This window comes from Segatella oris (assembly GCF_900637655.1).
In the GTDB taxonomy this organism is placed as follows: domain Bacteria; phylum Bacteroidota; class Bacteroidia; order Bacteroidales; family Bacteroidaceae; genus Prevotella; species Prevotella oris.
In genome coordinates, this window is record NZ_LR134384.1 from 355,077 (window position 1) to 372,952 (window position 17,876).

Consider the following 17,876-nt stretch of genomic DNA (forward strand, 5'->3'; position numbering starts at 1 on the left):
CTTCATTTCAAGGGTCAAGGCTAATCATAACAGTCAATCTACAAAGCTTAAATTTCAAAGAATTTCATAACTATTGGGTATTGCAAATAAACATTTTTTTATTTAACTTTGCACAGATTATTTATCGACAAGCATTATGAAGAATCAGAAGATCTATGAAGCTGATGATAAGATGATTAGCATCATCCGCGATAATTGCGATATTTTGCAGAGCTTAGGAAGCTTTGGTATCAGTTTAGGCTTTGGCGATCAGACCGTCAGTGAAGTCTGTGAGAGTGAGAATGTAGATACAAATACATTCCTTGCCATTGTGAATCTCACCATCAATGGCTATTATCGAAAAGACGATGCAGATAATCTTTCGGTGGAAACTCTATTGAAATATCTGAAAGCTTCACATACTTATTATATTGAATTCCAATCACCTTTCATGCGAAGAGAATTGGTTGAGGCCCTCGATGAACGCGACAGCTTAGCTCAGTTCATTCTAAAACTCTATGATGAAAACGCGCATGAAATCATGAAACACATGCGCTACGAAGAGAAAACGGTGTTCCCTTACGTGGAACAACTGTTGAATGGCGTCGTCATGAGCAACTATGATATCAATACTTTCTCACAACATCACCGACAAGTAGAGCAGCGTTTGCAGGAATTAAAAAGCATTATCATCAAGTATCTGCCTTCAGATACCCTGCATAACAACCTGCTTACAGCAACACTCTACGACATCTACAACAGCGAGTCGTGGCTAAATCAGCATTCAATGGTCGAAGATCAGATCTTCATTCCGGCCATCAAGCGATTGGAAAAGAGCTTGAGTCAACAGGGAGTTACATTGAATATATCCAAGATGATCAATCCTTCGACCACGGGGGATGACCAGTTAAGCGAGCGCGAAAAGGACATTATCATCGGTGTTGTGCAGGGAATGAGCAATAAAGAAATTGCCGAACACCTATATATATCAGTCAACACGGTGATTACCCACCGTCGAAACATCGCCCGAAAGCTACAGATTCACTCTCCCGCAGGACTTACCATTTATGCCATTGTGAACCATTTGGTTGACATTTCTGCTGTAAAACTGTAAACAAGAAGCATGGATTGAACTTGAAATATCAGTAATCACACGGTTCAATCTTCAATCATCAATCTTCAAAGGTTATTGTTTTCGACACTTCGGACATAGCCCTTTCACCACACAGTTGATGCTACGGAGTTCATAATCCGCAGGCAAAGAGATGTCCGGAACAGGGATATCATGCAGGCAAAAGGTCTTATGACACTGCTCACAAAAGAAGTGTAAATGCTCGTCTTCATCCTCTTTATCGTCATGACTGAGGCAAAGTTCATACTTTACGCTGCCATTTCCATCTTCAATCACATGCACAAGATGATGCGCTTTGAAGAGCATCAGCGTGCGGAAGATATTCGATTTGTCGATGGAAAGAATGCTGTATTCAAGTTCTTTCATAGACATCGGGCAGTCAGCAGCCGCCAAAGCCTCGGCAATGACAATGCGGTTGGCCGTCGGTTTGACGTCATGTGCGGTCAAAAGGCAGATACATTGTTCCTTTCCCATAGTCTTGTTTCCTTATTTTTTATACGCCTTATCAGCTTGAAGACGCAGAAGTCGTGGTCAATACCGGTATCTGTTGTCTCACTTTCTCTAAGTCGGCTTCCTCTCCAACGAGCCAGATGATGTCGCCTTTCTCAAACTTTCGCTGCGGATCTACAAGCGTTAAGTTCTCTTGTCCCTCTTCAACTCCGACCACCATACAGCCATATCGGTCGCGAATTCCACTCTCGGCAAGTGTCTTCCCAATGAAAGGCGTGCCGTCAGAAAGTATGAATTTGCGCAGTTTCATTTCTCTTTTCTCTATCTCCGGGTCTTCAGGAATGAGTTCATTTGCTATTGCTTGACTGAAGTTCTTCAGCTGTTCGTCACTTCCTATGACTGAAATTCGATCGCCAGGGAATATAATCTGTCTGCCATTAGGAATGTTGATGCGCAGCGATCCACGCAGAATGCTGCTCACATGAACGCCAAACCGATTGCGAAACTGCAAGTCTTTCAGCGTCCGCCCAATCCATGTTGAATCCTCGGGGATATCAAAATCCCCGATATGTATATCCCTGTCAAGCAGCCTTCCCTCAAATAATGGGCGACGTTCTCCGTTCACCTGCTCTGCAATCTCACGCGAGCGAAGATTCTTGATGAACAGTCTCTCGAGTTTGATACTACGATGTTTCAGCCTTCTTGACAGCACCATAGCCACTAAAGCAACCCCCGCAATGGTAATCATCAAGGCTTCTTTGAAGCGCGTAAGATAGTTGACGATGTAGAAAATGAACATGGCTGCAATGGCAACTCGTACAATCATCGTGAAAATCAGCGGCAAACGGTTGAGCAAACTCTCTGTCCACAACTGGCGAAACTCATCACTATGCACGTTCTTCATCACCATAGAACGCAGAAAGGGCGATATCATGAGCACCGTAAGTAAGCCACAAACCGCATTACCCGGCCAGTGACCAAGCATGTTTCTGCATAGAGGAAGCACGAAAGTAAGCATCAATGTCACCACAGCCGTAGACAGAATGCCATATATGGCCGTATTAATGAGCATCTTTCTTAACAGCACTTTCCATGCGTTTTCTTCTTCAGTAGAGTTCTGATGCGCATTACCCACGTGGTTCATACGGCGTACCCACTTCTTGGGAAGATGCTTTTCAATATGGTTGTAGCATGGTTCGGCGAAACGAATCATATAAGGTGTGAGGAAAGTTGTTATCACTGAAACAGCTACAACGACAGGATAAAGGAACTTACCTATAACACCAAGCGACAGTCCGAGCGATGCAATGATGAATGCAAACTCACCAATCTGGGCCATAGAGAAGCCACATCGCATGGCATTCTTCAATGACTGACCGCTCAACATGAAGCCCGCTGTACCAAATATGCCCTGTCCAAGCAAAATGGTCAGCACGAGAACAAGGATTGGAATGGCATAGTCGACGAGCACTTTCGGCTCAACCAACATCCCCACTGACACGAAGAAGATGGCTCCGAAAAGGTTTTTCACAGGCTCGACAAGCTTGATAATCTTGTCGGCTTCTACCGTTTCGGCAATGATACTGCCCATAACAAAAGCACCAAATGCACTGCTGAAGCCCACCTTTGTAGACAGAACAGCCATTAAGCAGCACAGTCCCAGCGCCACAATCACCATGGTTTCGCTGTTCATCAGCTTGCGGGCCTTGCGGAAGAAAAGCGGAATAAGAAAGATACCCACCACAAACCACAGCACAAGAAAGAAGCCTATCTTCAGTATTGAGCCAAGCATTTCGCCGCCATCCGGATTGTTTCCACTCGCAATGGCACTCAACATGACCATCATGACAATAGCCAGCACATCCTCAAGTATCAACACACTCATCACCAAGGAGGCAAATCTTTGCTGCCGAAGTCCAAGGTCATCAAAAGCTTTATAAATGATTGTGGTCGATGACATGGCTAACATTCCACCCAGAAAGATGCAATCCATCCTGTTCCAACCAAAGCTATGACCGACCAAGATGCCGAGTGTCATCATTGAAAAGATAATGGTCAGTGCCGCAATTACAGGCGCCATGCCCATCTTGAGGATTTTCTTAAAGGAGAAATCTAAGCCGAGGGAGAACAGCAAAAACATCACCCCGATGTCTGCCCACGTGTGGATATCCCCCTTGTCTACTACCGACATGATATAGGGCATGTGTGGAGAAACCAAGAAACCTGCCACGATATAGCCTAAAACGAGCGGCTGCTTGAGTTTTTTGAACACAAGAGTCACGATGCCTGCCACAACAAGTATCAGCGCAAGGTCTTCTATTAAATTGGGTATCTCAGCCATAAAAGAAACATAAAGCCCACTCTGTTACTTACGGAATGGGCTTTTATTATTGGTTGATTAATCTTCAAAATTGCCTGTTATCTCACAGATACTGGTGATAACACCTACCGCTTTCTCCATTACCTGAATAGAAACAAACTCATGAGGCCCATGGAAATTCACGCCACCCGCAAAGATATTGGGACATGGAAGACCTTTGAAACTGAGCTGTGCACCGTCAGTTCCACCACGGATTGGCTCCACTTTAGGCGGTACTCCATTGTCCTGCATCGCCCGAAGTACAATATCTATCACGTGCATATTAGGGTCAATCTTCTCTTTCATGTTATAGTATTGGTCGTGAAGTTCAATCCTTACGGTGCCTTCACCATACTTTTCATTCATCTTCTTCACGCAATCTTCCATGAAATCCTTGCGGTCTTCAAACTTAGAACGGTCGTGGTCACGAATGATATAACTGAGTTTTGCCTCCTCAGTACGGCTTTCTATGCCCAACAAATGATAGAAACCTTGATATCCTTCCGTGTTTTCAGGAATATCGGTTTCAGGTATCATGCTGTTAAACTCACATGCCAATCGGTTGGCATTCACCATCTTTCCCTTAGCATATCCAGTGTGAACACTTACACCTTTAATATATACCTTGGCGCCTGCAGCGTTGAAATTCTCATATTCCAAGTCGCCCAAGTCACCTCCATCAATGGTATAAGCCCAGTCACAACCAAACTTTTCAACGTCGAAATGATGTGCACCCATACCGATTTCCTCATCAGGATTGAAGCCCACTCGAATGTCACCATGCTTGATTTCGTCATGATCGCGCAGGTAACACATGGCTTGTACTATCTCGGCAATGCCTGCTTTGTCGTCTGCCCCAAGCAGTGTTGTGCCATCGGTAACGATTAAATCCTCACCGATATGTGCTTTCAGTTCGGGGAATTTCTCTGTAGTTGAAAAGATACCCGGTGAAAGTTCTATGTCGTTTCCATCGTAGTTACGGATGATTCTGGCCTTAACATCCTTGCCACTTGCGTCAGGACTCGTGTCATAATGCGAGATAAAGCCAATCGTTGGCGCCTTCTTCTTGGTGTTAGCCTTAAGTGTGGCATAGATATATCCCTTTTCATCCATCTCAACATCACTGAGACCTTCGTCTTCAAGCTCCTTTTTCAGATACTTGGCAAACACAAGTTGTTTCGCCGTTGAGGGGACACTATCCGACTCTTCGTATGACTGCGTGTCGAATTTTGTGTAGTTAATAAATCTCTCTGTAAGGTTCATATCTTCTAATTCTATGTTAAATATGGGAGTGTTACACTTACATTCCCACAATATTAATATCGCAAAGATACGACAAATCGTAAAGATTGCAAAATAAATTGGCAAATAACATTTGCACAGTCAGTTTTTTATTCGTAATTTTGCAACTGCTTTGGCTCCGTAGCTTAGCTGAATAGAGCGTCAGATTCCGGTTCTGAAGGTCTTGGGTTTGAATCCCAACGGAGTCACAAAAACAACAAATAAGTGCATGAAGGAAGTTCCTTTGTGCACTTTTTTATTAGCTGAATGAGGTCAGAAAAAGTTCTGAAGGTCTTGGGTTTGAATCCCAACGGAGTCACAAAAACAACAAACAAGTGCATGAAGGAAGTTTCTTTGTGCACTTGTTTGTTTCTATAAGGTTCTGAAATTAAGTGCCATAACGAATACATTCATCTTATATGGATTGATTTTTCATTTATTTTCTCTTGACATTCCCACTGAAATTGCTTATTTTTGTATACCGGAAACCATATTAAACCGACATTAAAAATCGTAAAAAATGAATACAAAACGAGCGTTGAACCGTTTACTAAACAGGCGATGTAAAGTCTTGTCAGAATGCCTTTCCATGCAAATTTCGTTGCAATCCATGGTATATCGCAATGCAATTCAAGGCAGATGACTTTGCAATTTAACGCAAATCACAGGGTGTTTTGACGCAGATTACAATGCGGTTTGACGCGAGTTGCACCTTCATTTGGAACAAGGCAATAAAAAAGGAAAGGCATATACGCACCTCTCCTTACGGCAAAGATAATGATTTTTTGCAGCAATTCCAAATTCGATTTGAATTAAGTTTACAATAAAGAAGAATTTAACAGCATAAAAAAGAGCCTTCCATGGCCTCACAAGAAGATTGAAAAAACAATGATAAAGAAAGACTATGCAGAAGCCAACCGACGTTGGTTAGCAGAGAAAGCAAAAGAGGAAGGCGTGAAAGCCCTGCCTCACGGTATTTACTATAAACATCTGAAAGATGACCAACCATAGAAGATACATCAAGCAAGGCAATGCACTATACCGCATATCAGAGACAGGATTCTACGTCAATAAAAGGCCTTCCATGAAACGACGCATGATTGGTCACGACTACACTAAGCGTGGGCGGTATCTGATAACGTTGGTTGTTGATGGACGACGGCCGTTGCTTGGACGCCTTGAAGGACGCGCCGATGCAATTCCTGGAAGCCCTGATTTCCCACGCATTATACCCACAACGCTGGGCCAAGCCGTAATCAACGAACTGCAAGGTCTGTCCAATTACTATCCACAGATAGGCCTTGTTGCCTGCCAACTCATGCCCGACCACTTGCATTTTATCCTCTCCATAGAAGAGCATCTGCCTGAAAACCGACCATTAGGCATCGTTATCCGTGGCTTCATACAAGGCTGCAATCGTGCTTATCGTGAGGAACTGAAGGCACAAGGCTGCTTGGTTCCGAGATTCAAGGATAGCTTTTCTCCTCACAATGGGGGTTCGCTGTCTTTGAAAGACAGCGCACAGATGCCACGCAAATCACGCTTTGGATTACTCTTCGAACATGGCTATAATGACAAAATCCTAAGACATGAGGGACAATATGAGGCTTGGAAACATTATCTCAAAGACAATCCGAGACGACTCTTGATAAAGAAACAGCATGCAGATTGGTTCCAAGTACGACGCAATGTGACATTTCATGGACTGACGTTCTCGATGATTGGCAATCATTTCTTATTGGATTGCCCTGAAAAGTTGCAAGTACAATGTTCACGAAAGATAACAAGCGAAGCACTCTCCACGCAGAAACAACAACTCTTGGAGGCTGCAAGAAGAGGCGCAGTCTTGGTTTCTCCCTCAATCAGTAAAGGGGAACGGGAGATTATGCACGAAGCTTTTAAAGAGGGACTCCGCATGATTATTCTCAAAGAGAACGGCTTTACCAACTACTACAAGCCGTCGGGACGTATGTTTGAAGCGTGCAAAGAAGGACGCATTTTGCTGCTTTCGCCCTGGGAACATCATACGGAACAGAAAACCATAGCGCGTGGACAATGCCTGCAACTCAACGACATGGCAAGACAACTTTGCCTGTAAAGTTCTCGCACCACACAGCTATCGAACGTTCATTCTTATTCTTCCCCCATTTCTTTCAGCATGCCTTCAACGCCGTCTTCAATCAAATCGAGTGCCAGCTCAAAGTCTTCAGCACCGCCATAATAGGGGTCGGGAACACTCGTAGCACGTGGATGAGAGGTGAAGAAATCAGCCATTCGCACCACCTTTCCGGCTTCTTCGTCTGACGATGCCTTGGAAGTGATGATGCGGTAATTGTCCTCATCCATCACAACTATACGGTCGAAATGCTTGAAATCTGACGTTTGGAACTGACGCGCATGATGATTAACTTGATAGCCACGACGGGCACCATACTCACGCATTCTACGGTCGGGAAGCTGTCCTACATGCCAGTTACCGATGCCGGCTGAGTCTACTTCGAACCTTTCAGACAGTCCTCGGTCGTCTATCTTCTTTTGAAATACGGCATGGGCAGCGGGAGAACGACAGATGTTTCCCAAACAGATAAACAGGATTTTCGTGCGTACGGCAGTCTTGCTATTCATATTTTGCATTTCGTTTTTGGTTTTGTGCAAAGGTAATGAATTGTCGGCAATCGTGCAACTACACCTTGGTTTTTCATTCACGAAAGAAAGATTGAGATATAAGTACAAGTTTTTCAAACAACTACGGCAAACAAAAAGTAAGATATAGCGCATTATTTATAACATTCTGCAAAATTATATTGGCTTTATCTTTTCGTTTTAATATTAAATATTTACCTTTGCATGAAGGATTAAATACATTAAAACAAGACCGCAATGAGCAAAATCATATGTCCCGAAAACTATCATGCACTGCTTGACAGAAAGCAGACTGAGCAGGGAATTAAACTGATAAAAGACTTCTTTCAGCAGAACCTTTCCACGGAATTACGCCTAAGCAGAGTCACTGCCCCATTGTTTGTGATGAAAGGATTAGGCATCAATGACGACCTCAACGGCGTGGAACGAGCTGTCAGTTTCCCGATAAAAGACCTTGGAGATGCACAGGCAGAGGTGGTTCATTCGCTTGCAAAATGGAAGCGACTTACATTGGCTGAATATCAGATTGAGCCAGGATATGGCATCTATACCGACATGAATGCCATTCGTGCTGATGAGGAGTTAGACAATCTCCACTCCCTCTATGTGGATCAATGGGATTGGGAAGCCGTTATCACGAAAGACCAACGCACGATTGATTTCCTTGAAGATGTGGTGCGACGCATATATGCCGCCCTGCTAAGAACAGAGTATCTGACGTGTGAAAGCTATCCGAATATCAAGCCATTCCTGCCACAGAAGATCCATTTCATACACAGTCAAGACCTCTTGAACATGTATCCAGACCTCACGCCCAAGCAGCGCGAAGATGCAATTTGCAAGAAATACGGAGCCGTTTTCATTGAAGGCATCGGCGGAAAACTCAGCAATGGTGAGAAACATGATGGTCGTGCGCCCGACTATGATGACTGGAGTACGGTGGATGAAAACGGCAAAACAGGCCTCAACGGTGATATTCTTATCTGGTATCCTGTACTTGAACGGTCGTTTGAACTGAGTTCAATGGGCATCCGGGTTGACCGAGAAGCCTTGTTGAGACAATTGAAATCGGAAGGCAAGGAAGACCGCGAGGAACTCTTCTTCCACAAGAAACTGCTCAACGGAGAGCTGCCTTTGAGTATCGGAGGCGGTATCGGTCAGAGCAGACTTTGCATGATATTGCTCCATAAAGCGCATATCGGAGAAATCCAAGCCAGCATCTGGCCCGAAGAAATGCGCAAGGAATGCCGACGCTTAGGCATGCCTCTGATAGAATAAGACAACGGTGTTTTTAAGACATATCTAAATGGAGAACCTGGCATAGTTTAGCTAATGCGGGGTTCTCTCTTTTCATTTCTTCAAAGCTTTCACGCTTAGTGAGCAGTGGTTTTACCTCTGTTCCCTGGGCTACTCGCCATTCAACATTGATTTGTCCGTTGTTGAGTTCCTTGGCCAAAGTAGCCTTTATGCGTAGTTTAATCGGTTCAACTTGCGTGAGAAGGATTTGATTGTCAACCACAATCTCAATCTTTGGAAACTCCGTGATGCGTGGCGTTACGTTCTTCAGTCGCGTGGCCAAGCCTCGCAAACTCTGTGGCATTCTCACGAGCATTGCATACCATGAGGTTTCCAATTGGTCTTGAGTAAAACCTTTTTCCTTTGTTGTATCGACATCAAACAGCTCATCTTTCTTTTCTTCTGACCGTTCATTCTGTGCCCGAAGACCACGAAAAGTGAAACCGATTGCGTCAAGACTTGCACTCGGACGGGGCTTTGAAGTGGGTTGTTGAGTTGTGGTTGCTGCCAATGTTGCCGTTACAGAAGGCGTAACAGCAGGCTCGGTAACAACTTGTGTAGCTCTCTCACGAGGAGAAAGCGTATGCTTCTCAGCCGCAACCACCTGCAAAGTTGCTTTCTTTGGCTGAGAGTTTATCAGTTTCTTAAACAGGGATTTTAATCGCTTAGGGCTATGCCCCGCACCGGCATCATCGTCATCCGGTTGCGTAATCTGGGCCACTTGAATGAGCGTTATCTCTACCAGCAGACGCTTGTTGCTGCTCTGTTTATAGGTGATGTCACATTGATTGAGCAGCCTCAAAGCCTGATACAGGAAGTTTACAGGGCATTTTTTACTTTGCTCATGATACTTCTCACGCTGTTGTTGGCTTGTTTCAAGAAGCGGAAGTGTCTGCACATCACGAGCCATAAGCACATTTCTGACGTGTGCTGCAAGGCCTCCAATGAGGTTACCTCCGTCGAACCCTTTATTCAAAATGCCATTGAGCAACACCATGATTTCACTCACCTTGTTGGCTAAGGCATAATCAATAATCTTGAAATAATTGTCAGAATCCAGCACATTGAGGTCTTCAATCACCTTTTGATAAGTGATATTTCCCTGACAGAAACTGGCCGCCTGATCGAATATGGAGAGTGCATCGCGCATGCCACCATCGGCTTTTTCAGCAATAACTGCAAGCGCTTCTTCATCATAAGTGATGCTTTCCTTCGCGGCAACCAACTTCAAATGCTCGATAGTATTACCCACTGTCATGCGTTCGAAGTCGTAAATCTGGCAGCGAGACAATATGGTTGGCAGTATCTTATGCTTCTCCGTTGTAGCCAAGATGAAGATAACGTGAGCGGGAGGTTCCTCTAATGTCTTCAGAAAAGCATTGAAGGCAGCCGTTGACAGCATGTGCACCTCGTCGATGATAAACACCTTATAACGACCTACCTGAGGCGGTATCCGGGTCTGTTCCATCAGCGCTTTGATGTTCTCTACAGAGTTATTGCTGGCTGCATCAAGCTCGAATATGTTGTAAGAACGCTGCTCATTGAATGCCTTACAGCTTTCACATGCATTGCAAGCTTCGCCATCTTCGCCCGGATGTTCACAGTTTATAGCCTTTGCAAAGATACGGGCACAAGTGGTTTTTCCTACACCTCGTGGTCCACAGAACAAGTAGGCATGAGCCAGTTTCCCGCTTTTGACAGCATTCTTCAGCGTCGTTGTGAGCGCATGTTGCCCCACAACAGCATCGAATGTCATTGGACGGTATTTCCTGGCAGATACAATATATTCTTCCATTTTTTGAGAATTGATGATGCAAAGATAGCAAAAATTATTATCTTTGCAAACAAATAAATCAATTATGACAGGTCGTTTGAATGTTATCTTGAGTCTCATTTCTCACTATAAATACCTTATAGTGTGTGTCATTGGCGTGCTCATTGTAGGCTTGATTGACGAGAACAGCTTTCTGAAACGCTTTCAGTTGGAAATGCAGATCAGCGACCTTAAAAGTGAAATCAACAAGTATACAGAGCAGTACGAGGCTGATTCCCGCCAGCTGAATGAACTCAAACGCCACCCCAAGGCTATTGAGAAGATTGCCCGCGAGCGTTATTTCATGAAAGCAGATGACGAAGACATCTACGTACTTAGCGATGATAAAAAACCTATAGAAACCAATAATGAAGCAACTGAATAGTCTACAAAGCATTCTTTTCATGACAGGTGGCGCACTCATGGTGGTGGGAGTAGGCTGCTATGTGTTCATGTTTGCCACACAGATTGTATGTTGGATTGCCCTTGTAGGCTGCATTTTGTTTGCTCTGATGCAGATGATGCAGACCTATGAAGGCCGTAGTCTGGCTATCAAACGCCTGAAAAACATTCTCAATTTGGCGGATTTCCTCTTCGTGTTTGCCGGTCTGTTGATGGTCGATAACGCTTATGGTTTCCTGCGTCCGATATTTGGTAACCAGATAGACTACATCACTTATGTATATAACAAATGGGTAGTTTTGCTGCTTATTGCCGCAATTATCGAGGTATATGCCATGCATCGCATTGATCACGAACTTAAAAAGGAAAAGCAACCGTAAATCTTTTGTGGGATAAAAGAAGTGTTGATTACGAAAAAAACCTAAAAGATAAGCTTGATAAATTAAATAGCATAAATTTTCTTTCGCACTTCATTACTTCCTATTATCTTTGTTATTAGAATAAGAAAACCAATTTATGAATAAGGTCTTTTACGCCATTGTAGCTCTCTTGGCATTGACATCATGTGCGAACTCTTACAACATCGTGGGGACATCTAACGTATCTAACCTTGACGGTCGAATGCTTTATCTGAAGATTCTCAAGAACAATGAGTTCAAAACTCTTGACTCTTGCGATGTCGTTCATGGTCAGTTTCATTTCTCAGGGACGATAGATTCCGTCCGTATGGGCAACATATTCATGGACGAAGAGAGCGTTCTTCCATTGGTTGTAGAGAGCGGAGACATCAATATCAAGATAGACAATACGCAGCAAATCGTCAGTGGAACCCCACTCAATGATAAACTCTTTCAGTTTTTCAACAAGTATAATCAGTTGAAAAATCAAGAGTCTGAGCTCGTACACCAACATGACCAAGCCATCATGAACGGCCGTAACATGGACATAGTAAACACGAAACTCAACAAGGAAGCAGCTCTTCTTTCGCAAAAAGAAGACGAACTTGTGACTTCATTTGTTACCGAGAACTTCGACAATGTGCTTGGTCCCGGCATCTTCTTCATGGTTACCATCGGTTTCCAATACCCCGAACTGACTCCTTGGATTGAGGATATCATGAGCAAAGCTACTGACAAATTCAAGAATGATCCCTATGTAAAGGACTACTATCAAAAGGCTCAAGAGAACCAACAGATAATGAATGGCATGCGCGACATACAACCGGAAGCGCCTTGCAATGAGGCTCCACAGCCCGAAAGACAACCCATACAATCTGCTCCTACGCCTGCTCAGATGGCAGAACCTGCAGTGAAATAAAAGTCAGAGATATGGAAACTATCATACAGGGTGGTACTATCATCAACGAAGGACGTGCTTTCCGAGGCGACATTGTACTTGAAGATGACCACATAGCTGCCCTATATGAGGCAGAAAAAGCACCCCGAGGCATCTACCAACAGACGGTAGATGCCTCGGGATGTTTCGTTTTTCCGGGTATCATTGATGCCCATGTACACTTTCGTGAGCCAGGACTGACGCGCAAAGCCGATATCGAAAGTGAGAGTCGTGCAGCCGCTTTCGGTGGCATTACTTCGTATATGGAGATGCCCAACACCTCACCTCAGACCACAACTCCCGAGGCTTGGCAGGAGAAAATGAATATTGCCAGCCATAACAGCCACGTGAACTACAGCTTCTTCTATGGCGCAACCAACAATAATACTGACTCTTTTGCCTCGCTTGACCGTACACATATCCCCGGAATAAAACTCTTCATGGGGGCCAGTACGGGTAATATGCTCGTGGATAGGCGCGAGAGTTTGGAGTATATATATAAGGTGTGTGCCGACCAAGACTGGCAACTCATGACGCATTGCGAGGACACCGACATCATCACTGCTAACATGGCACGGGCCAAAACGCAGCAGGAAGATCCCGACATCAAACTGCATCCACTCATCAGAAGTGAGGAAGCATGCTATGAGAGTACGGCTTTGGCTGTAGAATTAGCAAAGAAATACGGTACAAGACTCCATGTCGCACACCTCACAACAGCTCGAGAGTTAGCATTCTTCGGCCTTAACGACCGCATCACTGCAGAGGCTGTGATTGCTCATCTCTATTTTTCGGATGCCGATTATGCCACACTCGGTGCGCGCATTAAATGTAATCCTGCTGTCAAAACCAAGGCCGACCGCGATGCGCTTCGCCGTGCATTGACCGACGGACGCATCACAACTGTGGGCACAGACCACGCTCCACACGAACTCAAAGACAAACAGGGAGGCTGCTTGAAAGCTGCTTCGGGCATGCCAATGGTGCAGTTTTCACTCGTTTCCATGCTCGAACTTGCCGACAAAGGCATACTTCCCCGCGAACGTGTTGCCGAGTTGATGTGCCACAATCCCGCCCGTCTTTTCCGCATTAATGACCGCGGTTTCCTGCGCAAAGGCTACAAAGCTGACCTTACTATCGTTAGACCAAACAGCCCGTGGACGGTTACAACCGATGTCATTCAGAGCAAATGCAAATGGAGTCCATTGGAAGGTCACGTCTTCAGCAACCGCGTTGTGACTACAATCTGCAATGGACACATCATCTATGACAATGGTCGTTTCGATGCTTCCTATCGCGGAGAAGCGCTGACTTTCAATGCCTGACGATATGCAGACAAGTTCCTTCAAATCGTATAAAGCAACACATAAAAAGATATGATAGCAAGAATTATCTTCCTCCTCATACCGATGATCATATTGAGCGACCTCTATATTGAGCGTCACTGCTTGCGTCATCGCCCTCATTACACACGTTTAAGGCGTCTCGTTTGGTGGTTACCGGGCTTCATCATGTTGGTCTACAGCCTCGCATTGACCTTCTGCGGCAAGTTCATTCCCGACAATATCAACTGGATTAAGGCCTTTCTTATCTCATTAGCTATCCTCGTTGTACCCAAAACAGTATATGCAATAGTTTCTTCATTAGGCCTGCTCTGCCGTCGGTTCTGCCACACGAAACAGAAGCTTTGGGATGTTATCGGCCTGTTGCTCGGTCTGGTTTGCATGCTCACTATGCTTTACGGAGTCATTTTCGGCACGCGTCAATTGCGTGTCACTCGCATTGAACTTGCTTTCAACGACCTGCCAAAAGCTTTCGATGGCATGCGGATTGTGCTCTTCAGTGATGCGCATGTGGGGAGTTTCAACCATGGCATGGAACGCTATCTTCAGAGAGATGTCGACACAATCCTTGCCCAACATCCCGACATGATATGCTTTGTCGGCGATTTGCAGAACACGCAACCGAGTGAATTGCAGCCCCAGAAAGCGTTGCTTTCGAAGCTTGCTCATCAAGGAATTCCCATGTACAGCGTCCTTGGGAACCACGATTACAGCAAGTATTTCTATGGCGACAGTGTGGCTAAGAAGGCTTGTGAGGAAGGCATTAAAAAGGCTGAACGCGACATGGGATGGCATCTCTTGCTCAACGAACACGCCATATATTACAGTCGTGACCACCGCGATTCACTCGTCATTGCAGGTGAAGAGAACTGCGGAGACGGCAAGCGGTTTCCTGATAATTCAGATATAGAAAAGACACTGAAGGGCATTGGAAAGAAGGCTTTCATCATCTTGTTGCAACATGATCCGAAATCATGGGAGAGCCGAATTCTGCCGAAAAGCCATGCACAACTGACGCTTTGCGGTCACACCCACGGTGGACAAATCTCGCTTTTCGGCCTTCGTCCCACGATGTTCAGCTATCCCGACGACTATGGGTTGGCTGAGAAAGCGGGACATTTTCTCTATGTCACATGCGGCATCGGAGGCCTTGCACCTATCCGCATTGGCGTAGAACCCGAAATAGCCGTTATCACTTTACGAACGAAAAAATAAAGCATCATTACCTCATGAAGTATATTTACCGACTCTACCAGCTCTTCATTTGTCTTCCAATCCTGCTTTTAGCCAGCATCATTACGTCGTTGGTAACCGTCATCGGCTGTCTTGTCGGCAACGGACACTTTTGGGGTTACTATCCCGGTAAATGCTGGGCATGGCTCTGGATACGCCTCTTGCTGTTGCCGGTCAAGGTAGAAGGGCGCGAACATCTGGCCCCACGGCAGTCTTATGTCTTTGTGGCCAACCATCAAGGAGCCTTCGACATCTTCCTCATCTATGGTTTCTTAGGCCGTAATTTCAAATGGATGATGAAGAAAGGACTGCGAAAAATCCCACTCGTTGGCATTGCCTGCCAATATGCCCACCATATTTTTGTAGACAAAAGTGGGCCTTCAAAAATCCGCGCCACCTATGATGAAGCACGTCATATCCTGCAAGAGGGTATGTCACTCGTAGTGTTTCCCGAGGGCGCCCGCACGTTCACGGGGCACATGGGCGTGTTCCGTCGCGGTGCATTCATGCTTGCCGACGACCTTCAACTGCCTGTGGTTCCACTGACGATCAATGGGAGTTTCGACGTAAAACCACGCACAAAGGATTTCTATTGGGCCTTTTGGCACCCCTTGAAACTCACCATCCATGAACCTATCATGCCTATAGGTCGTGGCCCGGAGAATATCAAGAACCAGATGGAACAAAGCTATGAGGCTGTCATGAACGGACTTGATAAGGAATATCAAGGATTTGTTGAGAACCCAGACCAATAGGAGGGGAACCTCTCCCGGCCTCTCCAAAGGAGAGGAGAACAAACAAGTGAAGTATCTTTTACTGTCATGCAGGGCTATATATCCCTACATAAAGCGACTTGATTTTGTAAATAAAATTGGCTAAAAAAAGGCATATTCTGAGCACACCAAATAGAAATCGAAGCTGATAAAAATTCATGTTTTATTCTGCTTTCTGTCTCTTTATCTTCTCATTCTTAGCTTCTTTACATGCGTTTTGCCTCATATTAGCTTCCCATTTGCATCAAGTCACCGTGCATTCTGCATCAGAACAAATGGTAATATGACGCAAGTTACAGGCCGTTTTGACGCTAATTGCAAAATAATCTGACTGAAAAAATGCCTTTTCTCCATTCATTTCATGTAACACTTTGACAACCAATAATTTACCAACAAGGCTCAAAACTCGCGTATTTTCGACCGCAACGCTTTCGTTTTTCAGCACGCCCCTTCCTGAGAAAGCATTTGTAAAAGAATTTAATAGATACCCACCCCCAACCCCTCCCCAAGGGAGGGGGAGTACTAACTTGCGTAACCTCCCCCGGCCCCTCCCAAGGAGGGGGGAGCTAACTTGCGTAACCTCCCCCTACTCCTCCCAAGGAGGGGAGTGCTAATTTGCGTAACCTCCCCCAACCCCTCCCAAGGAGGGGAGTGCTAACTTGCAGAGCCTCCCCCTACCCCTCCCAAGGAGGGGAGTGCTAATTTGCGTAACCTCCCCCAACCCCTCCCAAGGAGGGGAGCGCTAACTTGCGTAACCTCCCCCAACCCCTCCCAAGGAGGGGAGTACTAACCTGCGTAACCTCCCCCAACCCCTCCCCAAGGAGGGGAGTGCTAACTTGCGTAACCTCCCCCTGCCCCTCCCAAGGAGGGAGTGCTAACTTGCGGGGAAGTAGGTAGGCATTCGCATTATAATTATGCATTATGAATTGTGAATTATGAATTAAAACAATTCAACATTAGCCCCGTTCTGTGGCTTTTTAAGCCACAGCAACTATCCTTTTGCATTCTTTTTCCAATTCGAAAGCATAAAATTCAATTATTTTATGTAAGTTTGCAAGATATAAAAACGAACATCGCTATGCATGAAAGTGATTCTATTGTGATAATTCCTACTTACAATGAGAAGGAGAATATCGAGAAGATTATACGTGCCGTTTTCGGCTTGGAAAAGTGTTTTCACATCCTTGTTATTGATGATGGAAGTCCTGACGGCACCGCTTCTATCGTGCATCGACTGATAGAAAGCGAGTTCGGTGACCGTCTTTTTATCATTGAGCGCAAGGGAAAATTAGGACTTGGCACGGCATATATCACCGGTTTCAAATGGGCTTTGGCTCACGGCTACGATTATATCACCGAGATGGATGCCGATTTCAGTCACGATCCTAACGACCTTCCGCGACTCTATGCGGCTACACATGACGAGGGTTTCGACGTTGCCATTGGCTCAAGATATGTCAGTGGAGTGAACGTTGTGAACTGGCCTATCGGCCGTGTACTGATGAGTTACTTCGCTTCCAAATATGTACGTATTGTCACAGGCTTTAAGGTTCACGACACCACGGCAGGCTTTGTGTGCTACAAACGCCGCGTTCTTGAAACGCTTCCTTTAGACGAAGTGCGCTTCAAAGGCTATGGTTTCCAGATTGAAATGAAGTACACTGCCCATAAGATTGGGTTCAAAATCAAGGAGGTTCCCGTGGTTTTCGTCAATCGCCGAGAGGGAACAAGCAAGATGAGTGGCGGCATTTTTGGCGAGGCTTTCTTTGGAGTGATGCGCCTTCGGCTTGACGGTTGGTTTCGTAAATACCCTAAAATCAAGGCTTAGGTTTGGATA

General features: G+C 45.2%; 16 protein-coding genes and 1 tRNA gene. 12 read left to right on the plus strand and 5 right to left on the minus strand.

Features of this window, described 5'->3' with window-relative positions; translation table 11 throughout:
- The first annotated feature begins 136 nt into the window (after positions 1-136).
- A complete protein-coding gene (locus EL210_RS01500; protein WP_004377389.1) occupies positions 137-1,093 on the plus strand; it encodes a LuxR C-terminal-related transcriptional regulator in 957 nt (318 codons plus the stop codon).
- Positions 1,094-1,165: 72 nt separating this feature from the next.
- Here the strand turns inward: EL210_RS01500 and EL210_RS01505 are convergent, their stop codons facing one another.
- Genes EL210_RS01505 through pepT form a run of 3 tightly spaced genes read right to left on the minus strand, consistent with a single transcriptional unit; the run spans position 1,166 to position 5,183 of the window.
- Positions 1,166-1,585 carry a Fur family transcriptional regulator gene (locus EL210_RS01505; protein WP_004377388.1) on the minus strand — a complete coding sequence of 140 codons (420 nt, stop codon included), beginning with the start codon at positions 1,583-1,585 and terminating at the stop codon, positions 1,166-1,168.
- 31 nt (positions 1,586-1,616) lie between these two features.
- Positions 1,617-3,902, minus strand: coding sequence for a cation:proton antiporter (locus EL210_RS01510; RefSeq protein WP_018919467.1), 2,286 nt, complete (start codon positions 3,900-3,902; stop codon positions 1,617-1,619).
- Between the two features lie 57 nt (positions 3,903-3,959).
- The gene (gene pepT / locus EL210_RS01515; protein ID WP_025879693.1) at positions 3,960-5,183 is read right to left on the minus strand and encodes a peptidase T; all 1,224 of its coding nucleotides are present in this window, start codon (positions 5,181-5,183) and stop codon (positions 3,960-3,962) included.
- Between the two features lie 153 nt (positions 5,184-5,336).
- Between pepT and EL210_RS01520 the strand changes: the two genes are divergently transcribed.
- From EL210_RS01520 to EL210_RS01525, 3 genes are all read left to right on the plus strand, one after another.
- A tRNA-Arg gene (locus EL210_RS01520) sits at positions 5,337-5,410 on the plus strand.
- Positions 5,411-6,044: 634 nt separating this feature from the next.
- The gene (locus EL210_RS14000; protein ID WP_390897696.1) at positions 6,045-6,212 is read left to right on the plus strand and encodes an FKBP-type peptidyl-prolyl cis-trans isomerase N-terminal domain-containing protein; all 168 of its coding nucleotides are present in this window, start codon (positions 6,045-6,047) and stop codon (positions 6,210-6,212) included.
- Positions 6,199-7,299, plus strand: coding sequence for a hypothetical protein (locus EL210_RS01525; protein ID WP_018919470.1), 1,101 nt, complete (start codon positions 6,199-6,201; stop codon positions 7,297-7,299). The genes EL210_RS14000 and EL210_RS01525 overlap by 14 nt, the downstream gene beginning before the upstream one ends.
- A gap of 35 nt (positions 7,300-7,334) precedes the next feature.
- Here the strand turns inward: EL210_RS01525 and EL210_RS01530 are convergent, their stop codons facing one another.
- Complete coding sequence (locus EL210_RS01530) at positions 7,335-7,835, minus strand: low molecular weight protein-tyrosine-phosphatase (RefSeq protein WP_018919471.1); 501 nt, start codon at positions 7,833-7,835, stop codon at positions 7,335-7,337.
- Positions 7,836-8,081: 246 nt separating this feature from the next.
- Here EL210_RS01530 and asnA point away from each other — a divergent pair, with 246 nt between their 5' ends.
- Complete coding sequence (asnA, locus tag EL210_RS01535) at positions 8,082-9,122, plus strand: aspartate--ammonia ligase (RefSeq protein WP_018919472.1); 1,041 nt, start codon at positions 8,082-8,084, stop codon at positions 9,120-9,122.
- 13 nt (positions 9,123-9,135) lie between these two features.
- Here asnA and EL210_RS01540 read toward each other — a convergent pair whose 3' ends face one another.
- Positions 9,136-10,935 (minus strand): DNA polymerase III subunit gamma/tau, encoded by a 1,800-nt coding sequence (locus EL210_RS01540; protein ID WP_018919473.1) that lies wholly within the window; start codon positions 10,933-10,935, stop codon positions 9,136-9,138.
- Positions 10,936-10,999: 64 nt separating this feature from the next.
- On the opposite strand from EL210_RS01540, the gene EL210_RS01545 reads away from it, so the two are divergent.
- From EL210_RS01545 to EL210_RS01580, 7 genes are all read left to right on the plus strand, one after another.
- Positions 11,000-11,338, plus strand: a complete 339-nt coding sequence (locus EL210_RS01545) for an FtsB family cell division protein (RefSeq protein ID WP_004374282.1) — start codon at positions 11,000-11,002, stop codon at positions 11,336-11,338.
- Positions 11,322-11,735 carry a hypothetical protein gene (locus tag EL210_RS01550; protein ID WP_018919474.1) on the plus strand — a complete coding sequence of 138 codons (414 nt, stop codon included), beginning with the start codon at positions 11,322-11,324 and terminating at the stop codon, positions 11,733-11,735. Before EL210_RS01545 ends, EL210_RS01550 begins: the two co-directional genes overlap by 17 nt.
- A 136-nt stretch (positions 11,736-11,871) precedes the next feature.
- The gene (locus tag EL210_RS01555) at positions 11,872-12,672 is read left to right on the plus strand and encodes a DUF4369 domain-containing protein (protein ID WP_004377380.1); all 801 of its coding nucleotides are present in this window, start codon (positions 11,872-11,874) and stop codon (positions 12,670-12,672) included.
- Between the two features lie 11 nt (positions 12,673-12,683).
- On the plus strand, positions 12,684-14,015 hold the full coding sequence (locus EL210_RS01560; RefSeq protein WP_018919475.1) for a dihydroorotase: 1,332 nt from the start codon (positions 12,684-12,686) through the stop codon (positions 14,013-14,015).
- Positions 14,016-14,066: 51 nt separating this feature from the next.
- A complete protein-coding gene (locus EL210_RS01565; RefSeq protein ID WP_025879691.1) occupies positions 14,067-15,248 on the plus strand; it encodes a metallophosphoesterase in 1,182 nt (393 codons plus the stop codon).
- Positions 15,249-15,262: 14 nt separating this feature from the next.
- Positions 15,263-16,021, plus strand: a complete 759-nt coding sequence (locus EL210_RS01570; RefSeq protein ID WP_018919477.1) for a lysophospholipid acyltransferase family protein — start codon at positions 15,263-15,265, stop codon at positions 16,019-16,021.
- A 1,096-nt stretch (positions 16,022-17,117) separates the two neighbouring features.
- Positions 17,118-17,867 (plus strand): polyprenol monophosphomannose synthase, encoded by a 750-nt coding sequence (locus EL210_RS01580; RefSeq protein WP_018919479.1) that lies wholly within the window; start codon positions 17,118-17,120, stop codon positions 17,865-17,867.
- Positions 17,868-17,876 lie beyond the last annotated feature (9 nt).

Coding starts and splice junctions, on each gene's coding strand:
- EL210_RS01500 (WP_004377389.1), top strand. CDS start 137: ATGAAGAATCAGAAGATCTATGAAGCTGATGATAAGATGATTAGCATC.
- EL210_RS01505 (WP_004377388.1), bottom strand. CDS start 1,585: ATGGGAAAGGAACAATGTATCTGCCTTTTGACCGCACATGACGTCAAA.
- EL210_RS01510 (WP_018919467.1), bottom strand. CDS start 3,902: ATGGCTGAGATACCCAATTTAATAGAAGACCTTGCGCTGATACTTGTT.
- pepT (WP_025879693.1), bottom strand. CDS start 5,183: ATGAACCTTACAGAGAGATTTATTAACTACACAAAATTCGACACGCAG.
- EL210_RS01525 (WP_018919470.1), top strand. CDS start 6,199: ATGACCAACCATAGAAGATACATCAAGCAAGGCAATGCACTATACCGC.
- EL210_RS01530 (WP_018919471.1), bottom strand. CDS start 7,835: ATGCAAAATATGAATAGCAAGACTGCCGTACGCACGAAAATCCTGTTT.
- asnA (WP_018919472.1), top strand. CDS start 8,082: ATGAGCAAAATCATATGTCCCGAAAACTATCATGCACTGCTTGACAGA.
- EL210_RS01540 (WP_018919473.1), bottom strand. CDS start 10,935: ATGGAAGAATATATTGTATCTGCCAGGAAATACCGTCCAATGACATTC.
- EL210_RS01545 (WP_004374282.1), top strand. CDS start 11,000: ATGACAGGTCGTTTGAATGTTATCTTGAGTCTCATTTCTCACTATAAA.
- EL210_RS01550 (WP_018919474.1), top strand. CDS start 11,322: ATGAAGCAACTGAATAGTCTACAAAGCATTCTTTTCATGACAGGTGGC.
- EL210_RS01555 (WP_004377380.1), top strand. CDS start 11,872: ATGAATAAGGTCTTTTACGCCATTGTAGCTCTCTTGGCATTGACATCA.
- EL210_RS01560 (WP_018919475.1), top strand. CDS start 12,684: ATGGAAACTATCATACAGGGTGGTACTATCATCAACGAAGGACGTGCT.
- EL210_RS01565 (WP_025879691.1), top strand. CDS start 14,067: ATGATAGCAAGAATTATCTTCCTCCTCATACCGATGATCATATTGAGC.
- EL210_RS01570 (WP_018919477.1), top strand. CDS start 15,263: ATGAAGTATATTTACCGACTCTACCAGCTCTTCATTTGTCTTCCAATC.
- EL210_RS01580 (WP_018919479.1), top strand. CDS start 17,118: ATGCATGAAAGTGATTCTATTGTGATAATTCCTACTTACAATGAGAAG.